The following is a 15407-nucleotide window of genomic DNA, read 5'->3' on the forward strand; positions in this document are numbered from 1 at the left end:
GACGCGCCCTGGCAGAGGAGCTCGGCGGCGACACGGGCCCCGAGAACAGCCGCTGCGCCCTGGTGCCCGCCCCGTAGCATCCGTGCTGCCCCACGGTCGAGCACCATCCCGCGCAGGGAGAGCTGCCCAACGGCCTCGGTGGCGCAGCACCCCGGCGACAGGGCCACGGCCGCGGAGCCCGCGCAGCGTGACGCGCTCCGCCGTCACCTCCCGCCGCGTGCACGGGGAGCAGCGTTGCGGCAGACCTGGTTGACGTCTGGCCCACGGACCATCCCCGCGTGGGCGGGGAGCCACCGTCTGTCCCCTTGCTCAGGTGAGTGGGCGGAGGCCTTCCCATCTGCCGGTGAAGTCGCCGCTGGCGTGGGGTCAGGCCGACGCGGGCCAGCGTGGTCCGGTGTCCGGGTCGCCGAACCACACCCACTGCTCGTGGGGTGTGGCGGTCATGCCGTAGTCGTACACCTCCGGGCGGCCGAGCCCGGCCCATTCGTCCCCGGCGGCGCCGATCTCGTCGGCGAGGCGGCGGGGGCCGCCTTGGTGGACGAACACGCCGTCGGGCGTGGACGACAGCGTCGCCCAGGACGAGACGCCGTCGTGGATCCACGCGGACACCCCGTCCTCGTCGACCGCGGTCTCCACCCGGACGTCGGGGAGGGCGACCCGCAGGTGGAACAGCAGGTCCCAGTCCTCGAGTTCGGCCGGATCCCGGTCGGTGCGCTCTTCGGGGCCGGGCGGGGCGCTGCGGCGGAGGTCGGTGAAGCCGCGGACCGGGATGCCGACGGTAGTGGTCCGGTCGGGCATGAACTGGGCCAGGCCCTGGAGCCAGCCGGTCGCGCTCTTGTGGTCGTCGGCGACGGTGAGGGCGACGTGGCCGAGCCGGCCCCACGGCACGACCAGGCGCCCGCCCGGTGCGGTCTGTTCGATCCACGTCCAGGGGATCCGCTCGACGGCGTAGGTGGCGATGACACGGTCGAACAGTGCACCGTCGGGCAGACCTGAGCCGCCGTCACCCTCCCGCACGCGCACGTCCAGGCCCGCGGCCCGCAGGCGGGCGGCGGCGGCCGCAGCGAGGCCGGGGTCGACCTCGATCGAGGTCACCTGGCCCGGCCCGGCGCGGTGGGCGAGCAGCGCGGCGTTCCACGCGGTGCCGGTGCCGAGTTCCAGGACGCGGTGGCCGGGTTCCAACAGCAGCGAGTCGAGCATGTCGACCACGACGGCCGGCGCGGACAGGCTGGACGACGGCAGGTCGTCGGCGATCTGGGTGACCGCGGGCCGGCTCGGGTGGCTGTATAGCAGCTCCAGCCACCTTTCGGGGGCGGTGTCGCGGTCGACGGGCTGCCAGGCGTGGCCGTCCCAGTCCCACAGCCGGCCGGGTGCGAACAGGTCCCGTGGCAGCGCGGCGACCGCGGGGCGGATCCACGGCGAGCGCTCCGGCCACTGCCCGGTGCGCGCCATCTCCGCGTCGAGGCGCTGCCGCCACACGCCGGCCGTGGACGGGCTCGTGGTGTTGTCGACCGCGGTCACCGTGCTTCCCCTTCTACTTCTTGTGCTTGCCGGTGCCCGGCTGGGGCTTGTCGACCTTGCCGTCCGCGTTGCCCGGCGGAGGCGTCCCCGTCCCCGGATCCGGCGTCGGCTTCTCATGCTCACCCATGACCCCACCTCCCCGATGCCCGGCCGAACCGCCCCCGACCGGGCATCATCGTCCCGCCCCCGCGCCGAGCCCGGAAGGGCGCACAAGAGCGTTCGGCGAGCGCGCCCGATTGACCAAGAGCCAACTCAGCTGACCGACGCGCTCGCGGGACCATCCTCGGTCGCGCGGGGAGCGGTGCTTGATCCGGGCGACTGCTTCGGCGGTCCGGCGCCGCCTTGACTTGAAGCGCGCTTGAATTTCTAGGGTCCCTTCCAGTTGCTCGTCCGACGGAGGGGGAAGACGCTCGTGATCCTCGTGACAGGGGCCACCGGAAACATCGGAAGTGTTCTGCTGAAGGAACTGCAGGCGTGCGGTGCCGGCCCGATCAGAGGGCTCACCCGTGACGCTGCACGGGCCGCGTTCCCTGAAGGGGTCGAGGTCGTCGAGGGCGACTTCGCCGAGACGGCGTCACTGAAACCCGCTCTGGAGGGTGTGCGGTCGCTGTTCCTCGTGTCGCGCCTGGGCCCGGACGCCGACATCATCGAGGCCGCCCGGCAGGCGGGCGTGGAGCATGTCGTGCTCGTCTCGTCCATCACCGTCCAGACCCATCCGCACCTCGGCCCCGCCGCGGAGAACCTCGCTGTCGAGCGGCTGCTCCAGGGCAGCGGTATGGCCTGGACGATCCTGCGGCCGACACAGTTCGCCTCGAACGCCCTGATGTGGGCGGCGTCGGTCCGCGAGCGGGAAACGGTCCGCATGCCGTACGCGGACATCGGGCTGCCCACGATCCACCCCGCGGACATCGCGGCCGTGGCGCGCGTCGCCCTGACCGAGCCCGGCCACCGGGGCCGGACATACGCACTGACCGGTCCGGAACAGGTGACAGCCCGTCAGCAGGTCGAGTCCGTCGCGGCGGCGCTCGGACAGGAGGTGCCGTTCGCCGAGATCGACCGGGAGGAGGCCCACGCCCGGATGGCCGCGGTCTTCGGCGCCAGGACTGCGGATGCGGTGCTCGATGTGATGGGCGGAGACGTCAACGAGGCACTGCAACAGGTGCGCGACACGGTTGCGCAGGTCACCGGCTCAGCGGCCAGGCCCTTCCAACAGTGGGCATCGGAGAACGCTGCAGCCTTCCGCCGACCCTCCTCGCCTTGAACAGGCCCACCCGCACGCGACTGGGCACGCCCCGGTGCACGCCGACCAGCATCTCTGCGGACGCGGGGAGCAGGAAGACTGGCGTTGCCGAGCCCGGCGATCGCCAGCTTGTTGTCGCGGCCCTCACGCATGTCCTGGAGAGAGCCGGCCTGCCCCCGGACTCCTCGGTGGCCGTCGCGCTGTTCTCGCCGATCACGCCCGATCGTCGCCGTCCCCGGCCGGCCTCTTGTCCACCGACCGCATGCGCGACGGCACCACACCGATCCCCGTTGAGGAGTACCGGGGCACGGGATCCACCTGGGCCTACTGACCTGCTCCGGTTTCGCGACCCCCGTGCGCCCCGGCCGGCGGCTTCCGGTCCCTGGGGGCAGGGGCAGCCCGCCGTTCGGGCGGTCTGGCTTGTAGGCTCGCGGGGAGGAGCTCTGATTCGTGAAGGGGGAGCCCGGTGCGCGCCCGTCGGTGGATAACGTTGGTTGCTGGTGTCGTCGCGCTGAGCAGCCCGACGCTCGCGTATGCGCGGGGTGGGGGCGGTAGCCACGGGTTCGGGGGTGGTGGCGGTGGGGGCGGTGGTTTCCACGGGTCGACCGGTGGCGGGTTCGGCTACGGGTTCGTGGCCGGTGGCGGTGGCGGTGGGATCTTCCCGCTGCTGGTGATCGTGGCCGTGATCCTGCTGATCGTGTGGATCAGGTACCGGCGCCGGAAGGCGAAGCAGGCGGCCGATCTGAACACGGTGTCGGACCGTACGGCGCACCGCGCGGACGCGCAGGCGGACGAGCGTGCCGCCCAGGTCGGGGCCCGGGTCGACGCCATCGCCGACACGGATGCGACGTTCGATCGCGCCGCGCTGGAGCAGCGGGCCGTCTGGCTGTACACGACCGCCCAGCAGGCCTGGACCCGCAACGATCACGCCATGTTGCAGCAGATCCTGTCCCCGGTGCTCTACGGCAAGTGGGCGGACGAGCTGCACGACTACGCGTCGCGCGGCGAGGTCAACGTGGTGGAGATCGTCTCCGGCCCGGTGGTCCAGCTGGTCGACGTCGCGAATCGCGCGGGCGAGGTGAACGACACCGTCACGTTCCGGATCACCGCGACGCTCAACGACTACGTACGCCGCGGCTACGGCACGGACGCCGTGCGCAAGGACGGCTCGACGCGCCCGGTCGAGTACTGGACGCTGCGCAAGAACCCGGCCGGGGAGTGGATCGTGTCGTCGGTCGAGCAGGCGGCCGAGGGCGCGCACCACCTGACCGACGCCATCGAGACGGACAGCTGGGACCAGAAGGAGGTCGCTCGCGAGGCGGTGCTGGAGGTGGCCGGGAGGACCGCGGTCAGGGGCGTGAGCGACATCCTGTCGCTCACCAACATCTCCTGGAGCACGGATGCCGACACCGCCGTCGGCGATCTGAGCGTGCTCGACGGCCGGTTCGACAAGGCTGTTCTCGAGGTCGCCGTCGAGCGGTTCCTGGAGGAGTGGGTCATGAACGACGGCAGCCTGGACTTCACGTCCGTGCGCACCGTCAACCGAACCGTCATGCGCAACGCCGTCGTCAGGTCGGTCACGGTGCGCTCGCTGGTCTCGCGCGACCCGATCGTCTTCCGTGTCTCGGTCGACGCGGAGGGCGTCTACTACGAGGTCGACCGGCGCAGCGAGCAGGTGCTCCGCGGTGACGCGCGCGAGCGCAGGCCGATCACCTTCGCGTTCGACCTCCGGCTGGACGACACGTCCACCAACGCGTGGACCGTGATCGCCACTGACGTGCAGTAGACGGAGCCCACGCAGGGCCCTCCGCTGGGCCCTCCGGTGCGGGGCAGGCAGGTCAGGAGGCGAAGAGATCGGCGCGGTCCTCGCCGAGGTGGGCCCGTAGGGTGGCCAGGGCGCGCATGCTCTGGGTCTTCACCACGGAGTTGCTGACCCCCACCATCTCGGCGGTGGCCTCTATGGTGTGGTCCTCCCAGTAGCGCAGCAGCACGATCGCCCGGTCCCTGGCGGTGAGCAGCGCGAGAGCGTCGATCAGGGTGAGCCGGGTGTCCGCCGAGACGCCCTCGTGGACGGTGTCCGGGATTCGGTCGGGGACCCGGTCGATCGCCACCTCGCCGGTGCTGCGCAGGCGCTTGTGGTCGAGCAGGCTGTTGAGCAGCACCTTGCGGGCGTAGCCGAACGGGTCGAGGTCCCGGCGGGTGATCCGGGGCCAGGCGAGGTACATCTTGGTCAGCGTCGTCTGGGTGAGGTCCTGGGCCAGGTGCCAGTCGCGGCACATCAGGTAGGCGATCTGGCGCAGTCTGACCGCTCCGGCCTCCGCGAACGCGGTGAACTCTGCTTCTTTCCGCACCAGTAGTGCCCCCTGATCGTGCGTGCGGTGGATCCCGAGTAAAAGGGAGTGCGGCCCCGGAGGTCCCGGGGCCGCAGCGGGGCAGGTCAGTCGAACTGCGGGAGCGACGGGAAGCGGGCGTCCGCGGCCGCGCCCTGGGCGGGCGTCATCATGTTGTGGAAGGCGGGGTTCCCGGCCAGTTCGGCGGCGGCCTCCTCGGTGAGCGGGAGGACTCCGGGCGGGTTCGTCCTGCCCTCCCGGGCCAGGCAGGTGGCCATCTGCACGGTGACGGCGGTGCCGTCGGCGTGGCGGACCGTGACCACGGTGTTCTGGATGCAGTTGTCATCGATGTGGGTGACCCGGACCTGCTGGCCGTACTTGTCCCGGCGGCAGCCGTCGAACGTCGTGCACTTGGCGTCGGGTGACGCGGAGCCGACGAAGACCCGCATCATGCCCAGGCCCGCCGGAGTCTTGACGTTGACCTGGGCGACCGGGACGTCGGCGGCGTACTTGCCGTGCGCCTCGGTCGCGTTGTTCGCGGCGTATCCGCTGGTCTCCAGGCCGGCGGGCAGGGAGTCCAGCACCGTCGCGAGCACGGCCGTGCCGCTCACCCGGACCAGGGCGCCGGACGGCGTCGGCGACGGGGTCGAGGACGGGCCCGCCGAGACGATCGGGGCAGGCGCGCCGCCCGCCGCCGGGCCGACGAGCCCGTTCCCGCCACCGGTGCCGTGCAACTGGCTGCCGGCCAGCGCCACGACGGCCGCCATCGCCAGCGCCGACCCGGCCACCTGCCCGACCGTCCGCACCCGGCGGGCGCGGCGGCCCTTCCTGGTCGCCTCCGCCACCACGTCACCCAGGGGCGGCGGCGTCAGCTCGGACAGCTCGTCGCTCAGGTCCAAGCGGAAGTCCTTCATCTCTGAACTCACTTCTGTCGTCGTCTTCGCACGCCGGCCATGCGGACCCGCTCGAACGCGGCTCTGACCTCTACACGGGTGCAGGGACGCGCGGGGTCACAGAAAAGAGCCGCCGTTACCCGACCGTGACATTGCTCCGGTCGGGTGCGGCGGTGGAGGAAGTGGCCGTTCTTCCGCATCGTGTGCATGCGCTGCGCGAAGTCGCCTTTGTGGAGGGTGAGTTCGCGCCGGCGGCGGGGTCCTGCGCCGGTCAGTGTCTGCGGTGGCTTCGGCCGAAGCGGATCAGTACGGCGCCGGCGGCGGCGATCAGTGCGGCGCCGATGGCCAGGGGGCCGGTGGAGGGCGATCCGGTTTCGGGGAGGGCCGGGCCGGTCGGGGTCGGCGCGGGGGCGGTCGAGGTTTCGCCGGTGGGGCTCGGCGTGGGGCTCGGCGTGGGGCTGGGGCTGGGGCTGGGGCCGCAGGGCAGCCATTGGAGCTGGACTTCGCCGTTGCCGCTGCGGACGCCGGTGGTGAACTGGGCTCCGGCGGCGCCGAGACTGGAGCCGCCCCCGCCGCCCCCGCCGCCCAGCGTGGAGCCGGTGGAGGAACCGCCCGCTCCGCCACCGACGGCTCCGCCACCGACGGCTCCGCCGGTGCCCATGTGGGGGTCGCCGACGTTGAGCGCGCCGTTCCCGCCGGTCATGCCGTTCGCGGACCCGCCCGCCACGCCCGGCGAGTCTCCGTCGAACGTCGGAGTCCCACCCGCGCCGCCCGCACCCCCCGTGCCGCCGGACGCGCCACCCTGGCCGGAGCCCGGAGTTGCGGGCGTCATGCCGCTCTCGCCGCTCTGGCCGCCCGCGCCGCCCGCGCCGGTGCCGTCGTCGGCGAAGCTGCCCGCGCCGCCGCCCCCGCCACCCGCGACGACGACCGTGGCGCTGTCGAGGGCGACGGTCGTCGCTCCGCCGCCGCCGGCCGCGACGGCCCCGTTGCCCGGTGACGGCTCGTTGTTGTAGGCGCCGCCCTGGCGGCCGCCGCCGTAGCCGCCGTGCGGGGGGCTGCCGTCGGTGAGGCTGCCGCCGCTGCCCGCGCCGGCCACGTTCACGGTCAGCACCTGCCCGCTGTGGACGTCCAGCGTCGCGCGGACCTCGCCGCCCAGGCCGCCCGGCGACCCGTAGACCGCGTCGCCGCCCGCGCCGCCGAACGCGGTCACGTCCACCTGGCACACATCGTCGGGCATGGTGACGGACTCGGGGTTGCCGGTGAACACGAAGTCCACCGTGCCGCCCGGGGCCGTCACCGCCGACGGCAGGGCCCGGGCCGCGCAGGCGGCGGGAACGGCCAGGGCCAGGCCGGAGCTCAGAGCGAGGGCGCAGGCAGCGCGCAGGGTGTGATGTGGGTGTCTCATGCCTGCACGATGTGCTCACGTAAAGTGTCATATCCGCTACATGGCGTGACCGGCTGAATGTGTCGCCGTCTCCTCGACCGGACCCTGCACGTTCTACCTCGTCGACATCGACCGCTGGTGGCCCCTGGGCGCGGGCTCGGGTCAGTTCCGCGGGACGAGGGTGTTCTCGTTGGTGCGGCCGGCGGCGAAGTCGTCGATGTTGCGGAGGGTGGCGTCGATGATCTGGCCGACGGCGGTGTGGGTGAAGTAGGCCTGGTGGCTGGTGACGAGGACCTGGGGGAAGGTGATGAGGCGGGCGAGGGTGTCGTCGGTGATGCCCTGGATGGAGCGGTCGGTGAAGAAGACGCCGGTCTCCTCCTCGTAGACGTCGAGGCCGACGCCGGCCAGGCGTCCCGTGCGCAGGGTCTCGACCAGGGCGGCGCTGTCGAGGAGGCCGCCGCGGCTGGAGTTGACGAGGATGGCGTCGTCCTTCATCCGGGCCAGCGCGGCCGCGTCGATGATGTGGTGGGTGGCCGGGAGGAGGGGGACGTGGAGGCTGATCAGGTCGGCGCGGGTGAGGAGTTCGGGTAGTTCGGTGTAGGCCATGCCGAGGTCGACGCAGGCGGGGTTGGGCGCGATGTCCCAGCCGAGCAGGTGGGTGCCGAAGCCGGCGGCGATGCGGGCGAAGCACTCGCCGATCTTGCCGGTGCCGATGACGCCGACGGTCATGCCGTGGATGTCGCGGCCGAGGAGCCCGTCGAGGCGGAAGTCGAACTCGCGGGAGCGGTTGGCGGCGCGGGTGAGGCGGCGGTTGACGGCGAGGGCGAGTGCCCAGGCGTGCTCGGCGACCGCGTAGGGGCTGTAGTGGGAGACCCGGGCGACGGTGAGGCCGAGTTCGGCGGCGGCGTCGAGGTCGATGTTGTTGAAGCCGGTGGCGCGTTGGGCGACGACCCGGGTGCCGCCGGCGGCGAGGACGGCGAGGGTCGGGGCGTCCAGGACGTCGTTGACGCTGCTGCTGACGGCCGGGTAGCCGGCGGCGAGCGGGGCGGTGTCGTGGTTGAGGAACACGGCGAGGGTGCGCAGCGGGTGCCGGCCCGCGAAGGCCTTCTCCAGGAGCGGCTGTTCGTCTGCTTGGACGCCGTACGCGAGGATCTCCATGCGGCGAAGGCTAACCCCCGGGGTGCGCGTGGTGGGCCACGACGCGCCCCGGGGGCGGGAGTTGACGGACCGTCAGATGACGGTCTCGGCCTCCAGGTAGCGGTCCGAGGGGACGGTCTTCAGTTCGGCGACGGCCTCGCCCAGCGGCACCAGGCGGATGTCGGTGCCCTGCAGCGCGGTGATGTGGCCGAACGCGCCGCGGTGCGCGGCCTCCACGGCGTGCCAGCCGAAGCGGGTGGCCAGCACCCGGTCGTAGGCGGTCGGGGTGCCGCCGCGCTGGGTGTGGCCGAGGATGACCGGGCGGGCCTCCTTGCCGAGGCGGTGCTCCAGCTCGCGGGAGAGCTGGGTGGCGATGCCGGTGAACCGCTCGTGGCCGTACATGTCCTTGGTGCCCTCCTCCCACACCATGGTGCCGGGCTCGGGCTTGGCGCCCTCGGCGCACACCACGATCGCGAACTTCTTCTGGCGGTCGAAGCGCTCGCGCACCACGTCCGTCAACTTGTCGATGTGGAACGGCCGTTCGGGGACGACGATGGCGTGCGCGCCGGCCGCCATGCCCGCGTTCAGGGCGATCCAGCCGGTGTGGCGACCCATCACCTCGACGACCATCACGCGCTGGTGGGACTCGGCGGTGGTCTTCAGCCGGTCCAGCGCCTCGGTGGCCACCGACACCGCGGTGTCGAAGCCGAAGGTGACGTCGGTGCAGGCGATGTCGTTGTCGATGGTCTTCGGCACGCCGACCACGGGCAGGCCCGCGTCGCTCATCAGCTTCGCGGCCTTCAGGGTTCCCTCGCCGCCGATCGGGATGACCGCGTCGATGCCGAGGTCCGCGCAGTACTTCTTGGCGCGCTCGACACCGTCGCGCAGGTGGCTCGGCTGGACCCGGGAGGAACCCAGGATCGTGCCGCCCTGGGCGAGGATGCCGCTCACCGAGTCGAGCGTCAGCGGGCGGTGCACGCCCTCCAGAAGACCGCGCCAGCCATCCTCGAAGCCGATGATCTCGTCGCCGTGGTCGACCACCCCCCGGTGGACCACGGAACGGATGACGGCGTTCAGGCCGGGGCAGTCACCGCCGCTGGTCAGGACACCAATACGCATTGCTTTGCCAACTCCCGAGCAGGATTCGGACGGCCGGACTGGTGGTTGAGAAACGGACATAGTGCCCGAATCGGACCTGCTGCACAGCATACGGTTCCTGCGTCCGGCCGGGCCGAAACCGACGCGGGGGCGGCTTCCTCGACGCACCTCACGTAACTGCGACCCGACCGCCGAGGAGGGTGTTGCGCCCGGGTCTCCTGATTCATTCTGCTATGAAGTTGTTCCGCGGCGGACGGCTGACCACATGGCGGTCAGCCGTCCACCGGGCAAAGGGCGAACGTCACGCCGGGCGGGCCGCAGCGGCGATCCGCTCGGTGCGCAGCGCGTCGTACCAGGTGGTGTCGGCCGGCGGCAGCGCGTTCACGTCCAGCGCCAGCTTGATCAGCATGTCGGCGACGGCGGGGTTGCGGGCCATCACCGGACCGTGCAGGTAGGTGCCGAACACGGTGTCGCGCCATGCGCCCTCGGTGCCGTCGCCGGTGCCGTTGCCCCGGCCGACCTGCACCGTGGCGAACGGCTTCACGCCCTCGCCGAGATGCGTGACGCCCTGGTGGTTCTCGAAGCCGGTCAGCTGCGGCAGACCCAGCTGCGGGTCGACCTCCGCCAGCACGTCGCCGACGCAGCGCGCGCCCTCGCCACGGGCCGTCCACACGTCCAGCAGGCCGAGGCCCGCCTCGCGCTCGCCCAGGTCGTTGATGAACTCGTGGCCGAGGATCTGGAAACCCGCACAGACCGAGAAGATGATCGCACCGTTCTCGGCCGCCCGGACCAGCCCGCCGTCGTTGCGCAGCCGCTCCGCCGCCAGCCGCTGCGGACGGTCCTCACCGCCGCCGATCAGGTAGATGTCGCCACTGGTCGGCACCGACTGGTCGGAGCGCACGTCGATCCGCGTCACCCCGAGACCGCGCTGCTGCGCCCGGCGCTCCACCACCAGCGCATTGCCGCGGTCGCCGTACGTGGACAGCAGGTCCGGGTACACCCAGACCACCCGCAGGCTGCTCTCGCTCATCCTCGAAGACCTCCCGAACTGCGGCGCCGCCTCCGGCGCACCGCCCCCGTACTGCTGCTGCGGCTCGTCGAACCCGCGCCGCCGCCCGGTGAACTGCTGCTCGCCGTACTGCTGCTGGGGCTCCGCGAAGGACTGCTCGGCGTACTGCTGCCCGCCGTACTGCGACTGCTCGGCGTACTGCTGCTGCTCGTCGTACGCCTGTTCACCGTATGACTGCTCGCCGTAGTGCTGCTGCTGCTCGCCGTACTGGGCCTGCCCGTACTGCTGCTGCTGGTGCTGCTGCTGCTGGTGCTGCTGCTGGTCGTCGAACTGCTGCCCGGCGTACGGCTGCTGGCCGTACGACTGGAAGTGCTGGTCGCTCATCAGGCCACCACGGCCTTGCGCAGCTGCTGGAACGCCGTGTAGTTGGCGATCGCCTCGATGCGGCCCTCGGGCGCGGCGTCCACCGCCTGCGCCAGCGAGTCGACGACCTGGAACTGCAGGCCGGCGACCTCCAGGCGGACCGCCAGGTCGAGCTTGCGCTGACCCATCACGAAGATCGGGTGACCGGCCAGGCGCTCGTAGTCGACGTCCCACAGCCAGGAGGTGTCGGTGCCGTCGGCGTCCATCGCGTTCACCGACAGGAGCACCGGCGCCGGCGGGCCGTCGATCAGCGAGAAGGTCTCCAGCCAGCCGGCCGGGTTCTTCGCCAGCAGCAGCCGGATGTCGCGGCCGCGGTACTGCACCACGTCGTAGCGGCCCGCCACCGCGGCCACCGACTGCATGCGCTGCAGCGCGACCTGCGGGGCCACGCCGAACACCGCGGCCACGGCGGCCGAGCTGGTCGCGTTGGCCAGGTTGGCGCGGCCCGGCAGCTGGAGCTGGATCGGCCAGGCGCCGCGGTGCGGGTCGATCACGTGGGTGCCCTGGAGCGCCCAGTGCGGGTTCGGGCGGCGGAAACCGCAGTCGCCGCAGAACCAGTCGTCGCCCGGACGCTGCATCACACCGCCGCACGACGGGCACGACCAGGCGTCCTCCTTCCACGCCTGCCCGGCGGCCACCCAGACCACCTTCTTGCAGGACGAGGCGGCCCAGGTCACCAGCGGGTCGTCCGCGTTGGCGATGATCACGGCCTCGGTGTCCTTCAGGCCCTCGCGCCACTTCTCGGCCATCATGCGGGTCTCGGCGGCCCGGTCGAGCTGGTCACGGGAGAGGTTCAGCAGCGCTATGGCCTTCGGCCGGGTGTCCCGGGCGACCATCGGCAGGTACTTCTCGTCCACCTCGATGACGCCGAACTTGGCGTCGGTGCCGCCCGCGAGCGCCGCCGTGATACCGGCCGGCATGTTCGCGCCCAGCGCATTGGAGACCACCGGGCCGGCCGCGCGCAGGGCCTCGGCGATCAGCCGGGTCGTGGTGGTCTTGCCGTTGGTGGCGCTGACCAGGACCACGTCCAGGTGCTCGGCGAGGGTCTTCAGCAGATCGGGGTCGAGCTTGAGCGCGACCTTGCCGCCGATCACCGACCCGCTGCCGCGACCGGCCTTCTGGGACAGCGCGGCCGCCATCTTGCCGGCCGTCACGGCGATCTTTGCGCGGGCGGGCAGCGAGGCGTCGCGCGCGGCTTCCGAATCGGTGCCTGGCATGCTCAGGGGTTCCTCCTTGCTGCGGCACCGCCCGGGCCGTTCAGACGGTCCCCGGGCGGCAGGGACGGACTCAGCCTACCGACTCCCGCCCGCACACTTGAGCAGGGGCAACTTACCGGCCCGCGCCGCCCCCGGACAGGGCCGCGCCGCAGCGGGCCCGGAAGCGGATCAAGGAGATCCGCCGCCGGGCCGACCGGACGTCAGCGGGCCGCCCACGGGGCGGGCAGTTTCTCCGCCGCCTCCGCCAGGTGCGCGGTGATCACCAGGGTGCCCTCCTCCACCTGGTAGTCCAGTGGCGCCGACAGCCGCCGCATGGTCGAGATCAGCCCCGTGTTCGCCGCCGTGGTCACCGCGTACACCGTGCCCACGCCCGACTCCAGCGCCAGCGCCGCCATCCGCCGCACCAGGTCCACGCCCAGGCCGCGGCGCTGCCACGCGTCCTCCACCAGCAGCGCGATCTCCGCGCCCTCGTCGTCCCACATCAGGTGCGACAGCGCCACCAGCCGGCCCTGCGCGGTCTCCACCGCCAGGGTCTGCCCGTGCCGCGGGTCCAGCAGGTGGTTCAGGTAGCGGTCGGCGTCCTTCACCGGGCCGTGGTAGCGCCGCCGCAACGACTCCGGCGAGCACCGCGCGTGCATCGCCAGCGCCGCCTCCCGGTCGGCCGGCGTGGCCCGCCGCACCGTCAGGTCGTCGCCCGCCGGGCGGCTGATCCGCGCCGCCACCTGCGGCACCCGGGGCCCCAGCACGGTGTCCAGCTCCACCAGCGTCCGCGCCCGGGCGAACTCGGTCGGCGTGAACGGCAGGTTCGGCCGGGACAGCTCCAGCAGGTCCCCGTTCGGCAACGGCAGGCGCATCACGTGCCCGTCCACGCCGGGCTGCACCGCCGCGCCCCGCCCCGGGAACTGCCGGATCGCCGCCCGCCCGAACAGCTGCCGCAACGCCACCGGCAGCTCCGCCGCGTCCAACGCCGTGCGCGTCGCCAGCGCCAGCACCTGCCGGGGCACGTCCACCAGCTCGTGCGCGTCCGCCCGGTCCGACCAGATGTCCCAGCCGCCGCCCGCCGCGACCGCCGCCGCCAGCTCGGCCCTGGTCAGCGCGGCCGGCGCACGGACGATGAACTCGTCCACCGTGCAGTCCGGCAGCGGGTGCGCCTGCATCGAGACGATGTTCACCCGCCGCTCCGCCAGCGCCCCGCACACCCGGGCCAGACTGCCCGGCGCGTCCGCGACGCTGGTCCGCAGCCGCCACAACGCGGTCTGCTCCTCCGCGGACGTCACCTCGGACTCCCCGCCCGGCGGCCCGAGGGCCTCCGGGCCGGGCGGGTGCCGGTGCGCCAGCCGGACGCGGAACAGCACCGCGGCGAGCAGCGCCCCGGCGGAGGCGAACAGCAGCACCGGCCCGTCGTGGCCGTGCACCACGACGTTCGCGACCAGGTCGGCGGCCGCGACGGCGCTGAACACCGCCGCGAGCTCGACCGCCTCCCGGCGCCAACGGTGCTGTCGCTTTGCGTTTCTGTGGGTGTACGCCGTGTCATCCATGCCTGAATGGTGGCGCTCCGCTGTTTCACGATCACGAACCCCCCGTGACCCGACGGTTAATGTCTGCGCGGGCCCCCGTCGGATCGGCGCTGATCCGCTCCCGCGATCATTCTGACGTGCGGCCCCGGTCCAGGAGTTCCGCACCGGCCGATTTCACCTCGTCCAGCAGCAGCCGCAGATCCGCGTCCGTGGTCGACGCGTTCAGCAGACACGCCCGCAGCATCTCCCGCCCGCGGTACACCGCGCCCGTCACGAACACCCGGCCGCGCTGCTGGATCGCCACCGGCAGACGGGAGTTGAGCTCCTGCGTGCGCGCCTCGTCGACACCCGCCGGGCGGTACCGGAACGCGACGATCGACGTCTCCACCGGCGCGAGCAGCTCCAACTCCGGGTCCTGCTCGACCCACTCGCCCAGCCGCCGGGCCTGGCCCGTGCAGTGCGCGATGTCCCGGGCCACGCCCGAACGGCCGCGGTGCGCGATCGACGCCCACACCTTCAGCGACCGGAACGGGCGGGTCTGCTCCGTCCCGTACTCCGAGAACCACCCGAGACCGCCCGCGTCCTCGTCCCGCAGGTACGACGGCACCAGGCTGAACGTCCCCCGCAACTCCTGCGCGTCGCGCACCAGCGCACAGCCGCAGTCCACCGGCACGCCCAGCCACTTGTGCGGGTCCAGCGCGAGGGAGTCGGCGCGCTCCAGGCCCCGGTAGCGGTGCGCGATCGTCCCGTCCAGCACGCCGAACGCGCCGTACGCGCCGTCGATGTGGAACCAGAGGCCCTCGCGGGCCGCGAGATCGGCGATCGGCTCGAACGGGTCGACCGCGCCGGTGCCGACCGTTCCCGCGGACGCCACCACCAGGAAGGGGAGACGGCCGGCGGCGCGGTCCTCGGCGACGGCGGCTTCCAGGCTGTCCAGGCGCAGATGGCCCTCGGCGTCGGCCGCCACGACCCGCAGGTGCTTCGAGCCCAGCCCGAGCAGCTCGGCGGCCTTGCGGACGCAGCTGTGCGCCTCGCCCGTGACATACCCCACCAGCGGCGGCATCCCCGCGAGACCGTCCTCGCGGACGTCCCACCCCGCGGCGCGGGCGGCGCGATTGCGGGCCGCGGCCAGACAGACGATGGTCGCCATCGACGTCCCGGAGGTCAGCAGACCGCCGCCGGCCGGGTGCGGGAAGCCCACCAGCTCGGCCATCCACCGGACCACCGCCCGCTCCAGATGCACATCGGCGTGGTCGCCGCCGGCGGAACTGGGGTTCATCGCGGACGCGGCGAGAGTCGCCAGGACGCCCGCGGGCTGCGGCGAGGAGTTCACCCACCCGAAGAACCGCGGGTTCCCGTTGCCCATCGGGTGCGGCATGATCCGCTGCTCGACGGTCTTCAGCAGCTCGTCGAAGCCCGCGCCGTCCTCCGGCAGCTCCAACTCCAGCAACGCGGAGCGCTCCGCCGGGTCCATCGGCTGCCACACCGGGCGCGAGGGCAGCGCGTCGAGATAGTCCGCCACCAGCTGCGCGGTTGCCTGAGCGGCACTTCGGAAGTCGTCGTTCATGGGAGGGAAGGGTAGAACAGCGGGGTGCGAGAGCCTGCGGGCGCGGCCGGGGCAGGGCCGTTCCGGCGCCG

12 protein-coding genes are annotated in these 15407 nt (G+C 72.6%); 2 read left to right on the forward strand and 10 right to left on the reverse strand.

Going from position 1 to position 15407, the window contains the following annotated elements:
• Positions 1 to 366 precede the first annotated feature (366 nt).
• Positions 367 to 1521 (reverse strand): methyltransferase domain-containing protein, encoded by a 1155-nt coding sequence (locus ACFV4P_RS03380; RefSeq protein ID WP_380466813.1) that lies wholly within the window; start codon positions 1519 to 1521, stop codon positions 367 to 369.
• A gap of 412 nt (positions 1522 to 1933) precedes the next feature.
• Between ACFV4P_RS03380 and ACFV4P_RS03385 the strand changes: the two genes are divergently transcribed.
• Both ACFV4P_RS03385 and ACFV4P_RS03390 read left to right on the forward strand, forming a co-directional pair.
• Positions 1934 to 2782, forward strand: coding sequence for an SDR family oxidoreductase (locus ACFV4P_RS03385; protein ID WP_380466816.1), 849 nt, complete (start codon positions 1934 to 1936; stop codon positions 2780 to 2782).
• 445 nt (positions 2783 to 3227) lie between these two features.
• Positions 3228 to 4547, forward strand: coding sequence for a TIM44-like domain-containing protein (locus tag ACFV4P_RS03390; protein WP_380466819.1), 1320 nt, complete (start codon positions 3228 to 3230; stop codon positions 4545 to 4547).
• A gap of 52 nt (positions 4548 to 4599) precedes the next feature.
• On the opposite strand, the gene ACFV4P_RS03395 is transcribed toward ACFV4P_RS03390, so the two are convergent.
• The 9 genes from ACFV4P_RS03395 to ACFV4P_RS03435 form a co-directional block, all read right to left on the reverse strand.
• Positions 4600 to 5112 (reverse strand): SigE family RNA polymerase sigma factor, encoded by a 513-nt coding sequence (locus tag ACFV4P_RS03395; protein ID WP_380466822.1) that lies wholly within the window; start codon positions 5110 to 5112, stop codon positions 4600 to 4602.
• A gap of 86 nt (positions 5113 to 5198) precedes the next feature.
• The gene (locus ACFV4P_RS03400) at positions 5199 to 6005 is read right to left on the reverse strand and encodes a hypothetical protein (protein WP_380466824.1); all 807 of its coding nucleotides are present in this window, start codon (positions 6003 to 6005) and stop codon (positions 5199 to 5201) included.
• A gap of 250 nt (positions 6006 to 6255) precedes the next feature.
• Complete coding sequence (locus tag ACFV4P_RS03405; protein ID WP_380466826.1) at positions 6256 to 7389, reverse strand: LPXTG cell wall anchor domain-containing protein; 1134 nt, start codon at positions 7387 to 7389, stop codon at positions 6256 to 6258.
• 141 nt (positions 7390 to 7530) lie between these two features.
• Positions 7531 to 8526, reverse strand: a complete 996-nt coding sequence (locus tag ACFV4P_RS03410; RefSeq protein WP_380466829.1) for a 2-hydroxyacid dehydrogenase — start codon at positions 8524 to 8526, stop codon at positions 7531 to 7533.
• A 72-nt stretch (positions 8527 to 8598) separates the two neighbouring features.
• Complete coding sequence (locus ACFV4P_RS03415) at positions 8599 to 9624, reverse strand: 6-phosphofructokinase (protein WP_073810114.1); 1026 nt, start codon at positions 9622 to 9624, stop codon at positions 8599 to 8601.
• Between the two features lie 280 nt (positions 9625 to 9904).
• Positions 9905 to 10633 carry a type 1 glutamine amidotransferase gene (locus tag ACFV4P_RS03420; protein ID WP_380467116.1) on the reverse strand — a complete coding sequence of 243 codons (729 nt, stop codon included), beginning with the start codon at positions 10631 to 10633 and terminating at the stop codon, positions 9905 to 9907.
• Positions 10634 to 10995: 362 nt separating this feature from the next.
• The gene (locus ACFV4P_RS03425; protein ID WP_380466832.1) at positions 10996 to 12252 is read right to left on the reverse strand and encodes a MurT ligase domain-containing protein; all 1257 of its coding nucleotides are present in this window, start codon (positions 12250 to 12252) and stop codon (positions 10996 to 10998) included.
• Between the two features lie 200 nt (positions 12253 to 12452).
• Positions 12453 to 13790: a GNAT family N-acetyltransferase gene (locus tag ACFV4P_RS03430; RefSeq protein ID WP_380466835.1), complete on the reverse strand. Its 1338-nt coding sequence runs from the start codon at positions 13788 to 13790 to the stop codon at positions 12453 to 12455.
• A gap of 106 nt (positions 13791 to 13896) precedes the next feature.
• Positions 13897 to 15336, reverse strand: a complete 1440-nt coding sequence (locus tag ACFV4P_RS03435) for a pyridoxal phosphate-dependent decarboxylase family protein (protein ID WP_380466838.1) — start codon at positions 15334 to 15336, stop codon at positions 13897 to 13899.
• Between the last annotated feature and the right edge of the window lie 71 nt (positions 15337 to 15407).

Origin of the sequence: Kitasatospora sp. NPDC059795 (genome assembly GCF_042732175.1) — a bacterium.
GTDB lineage: Bacteria > Actinomycetota > Actinomycetes > Streptomycetales > Streptomycetaceae > Kitasatospora.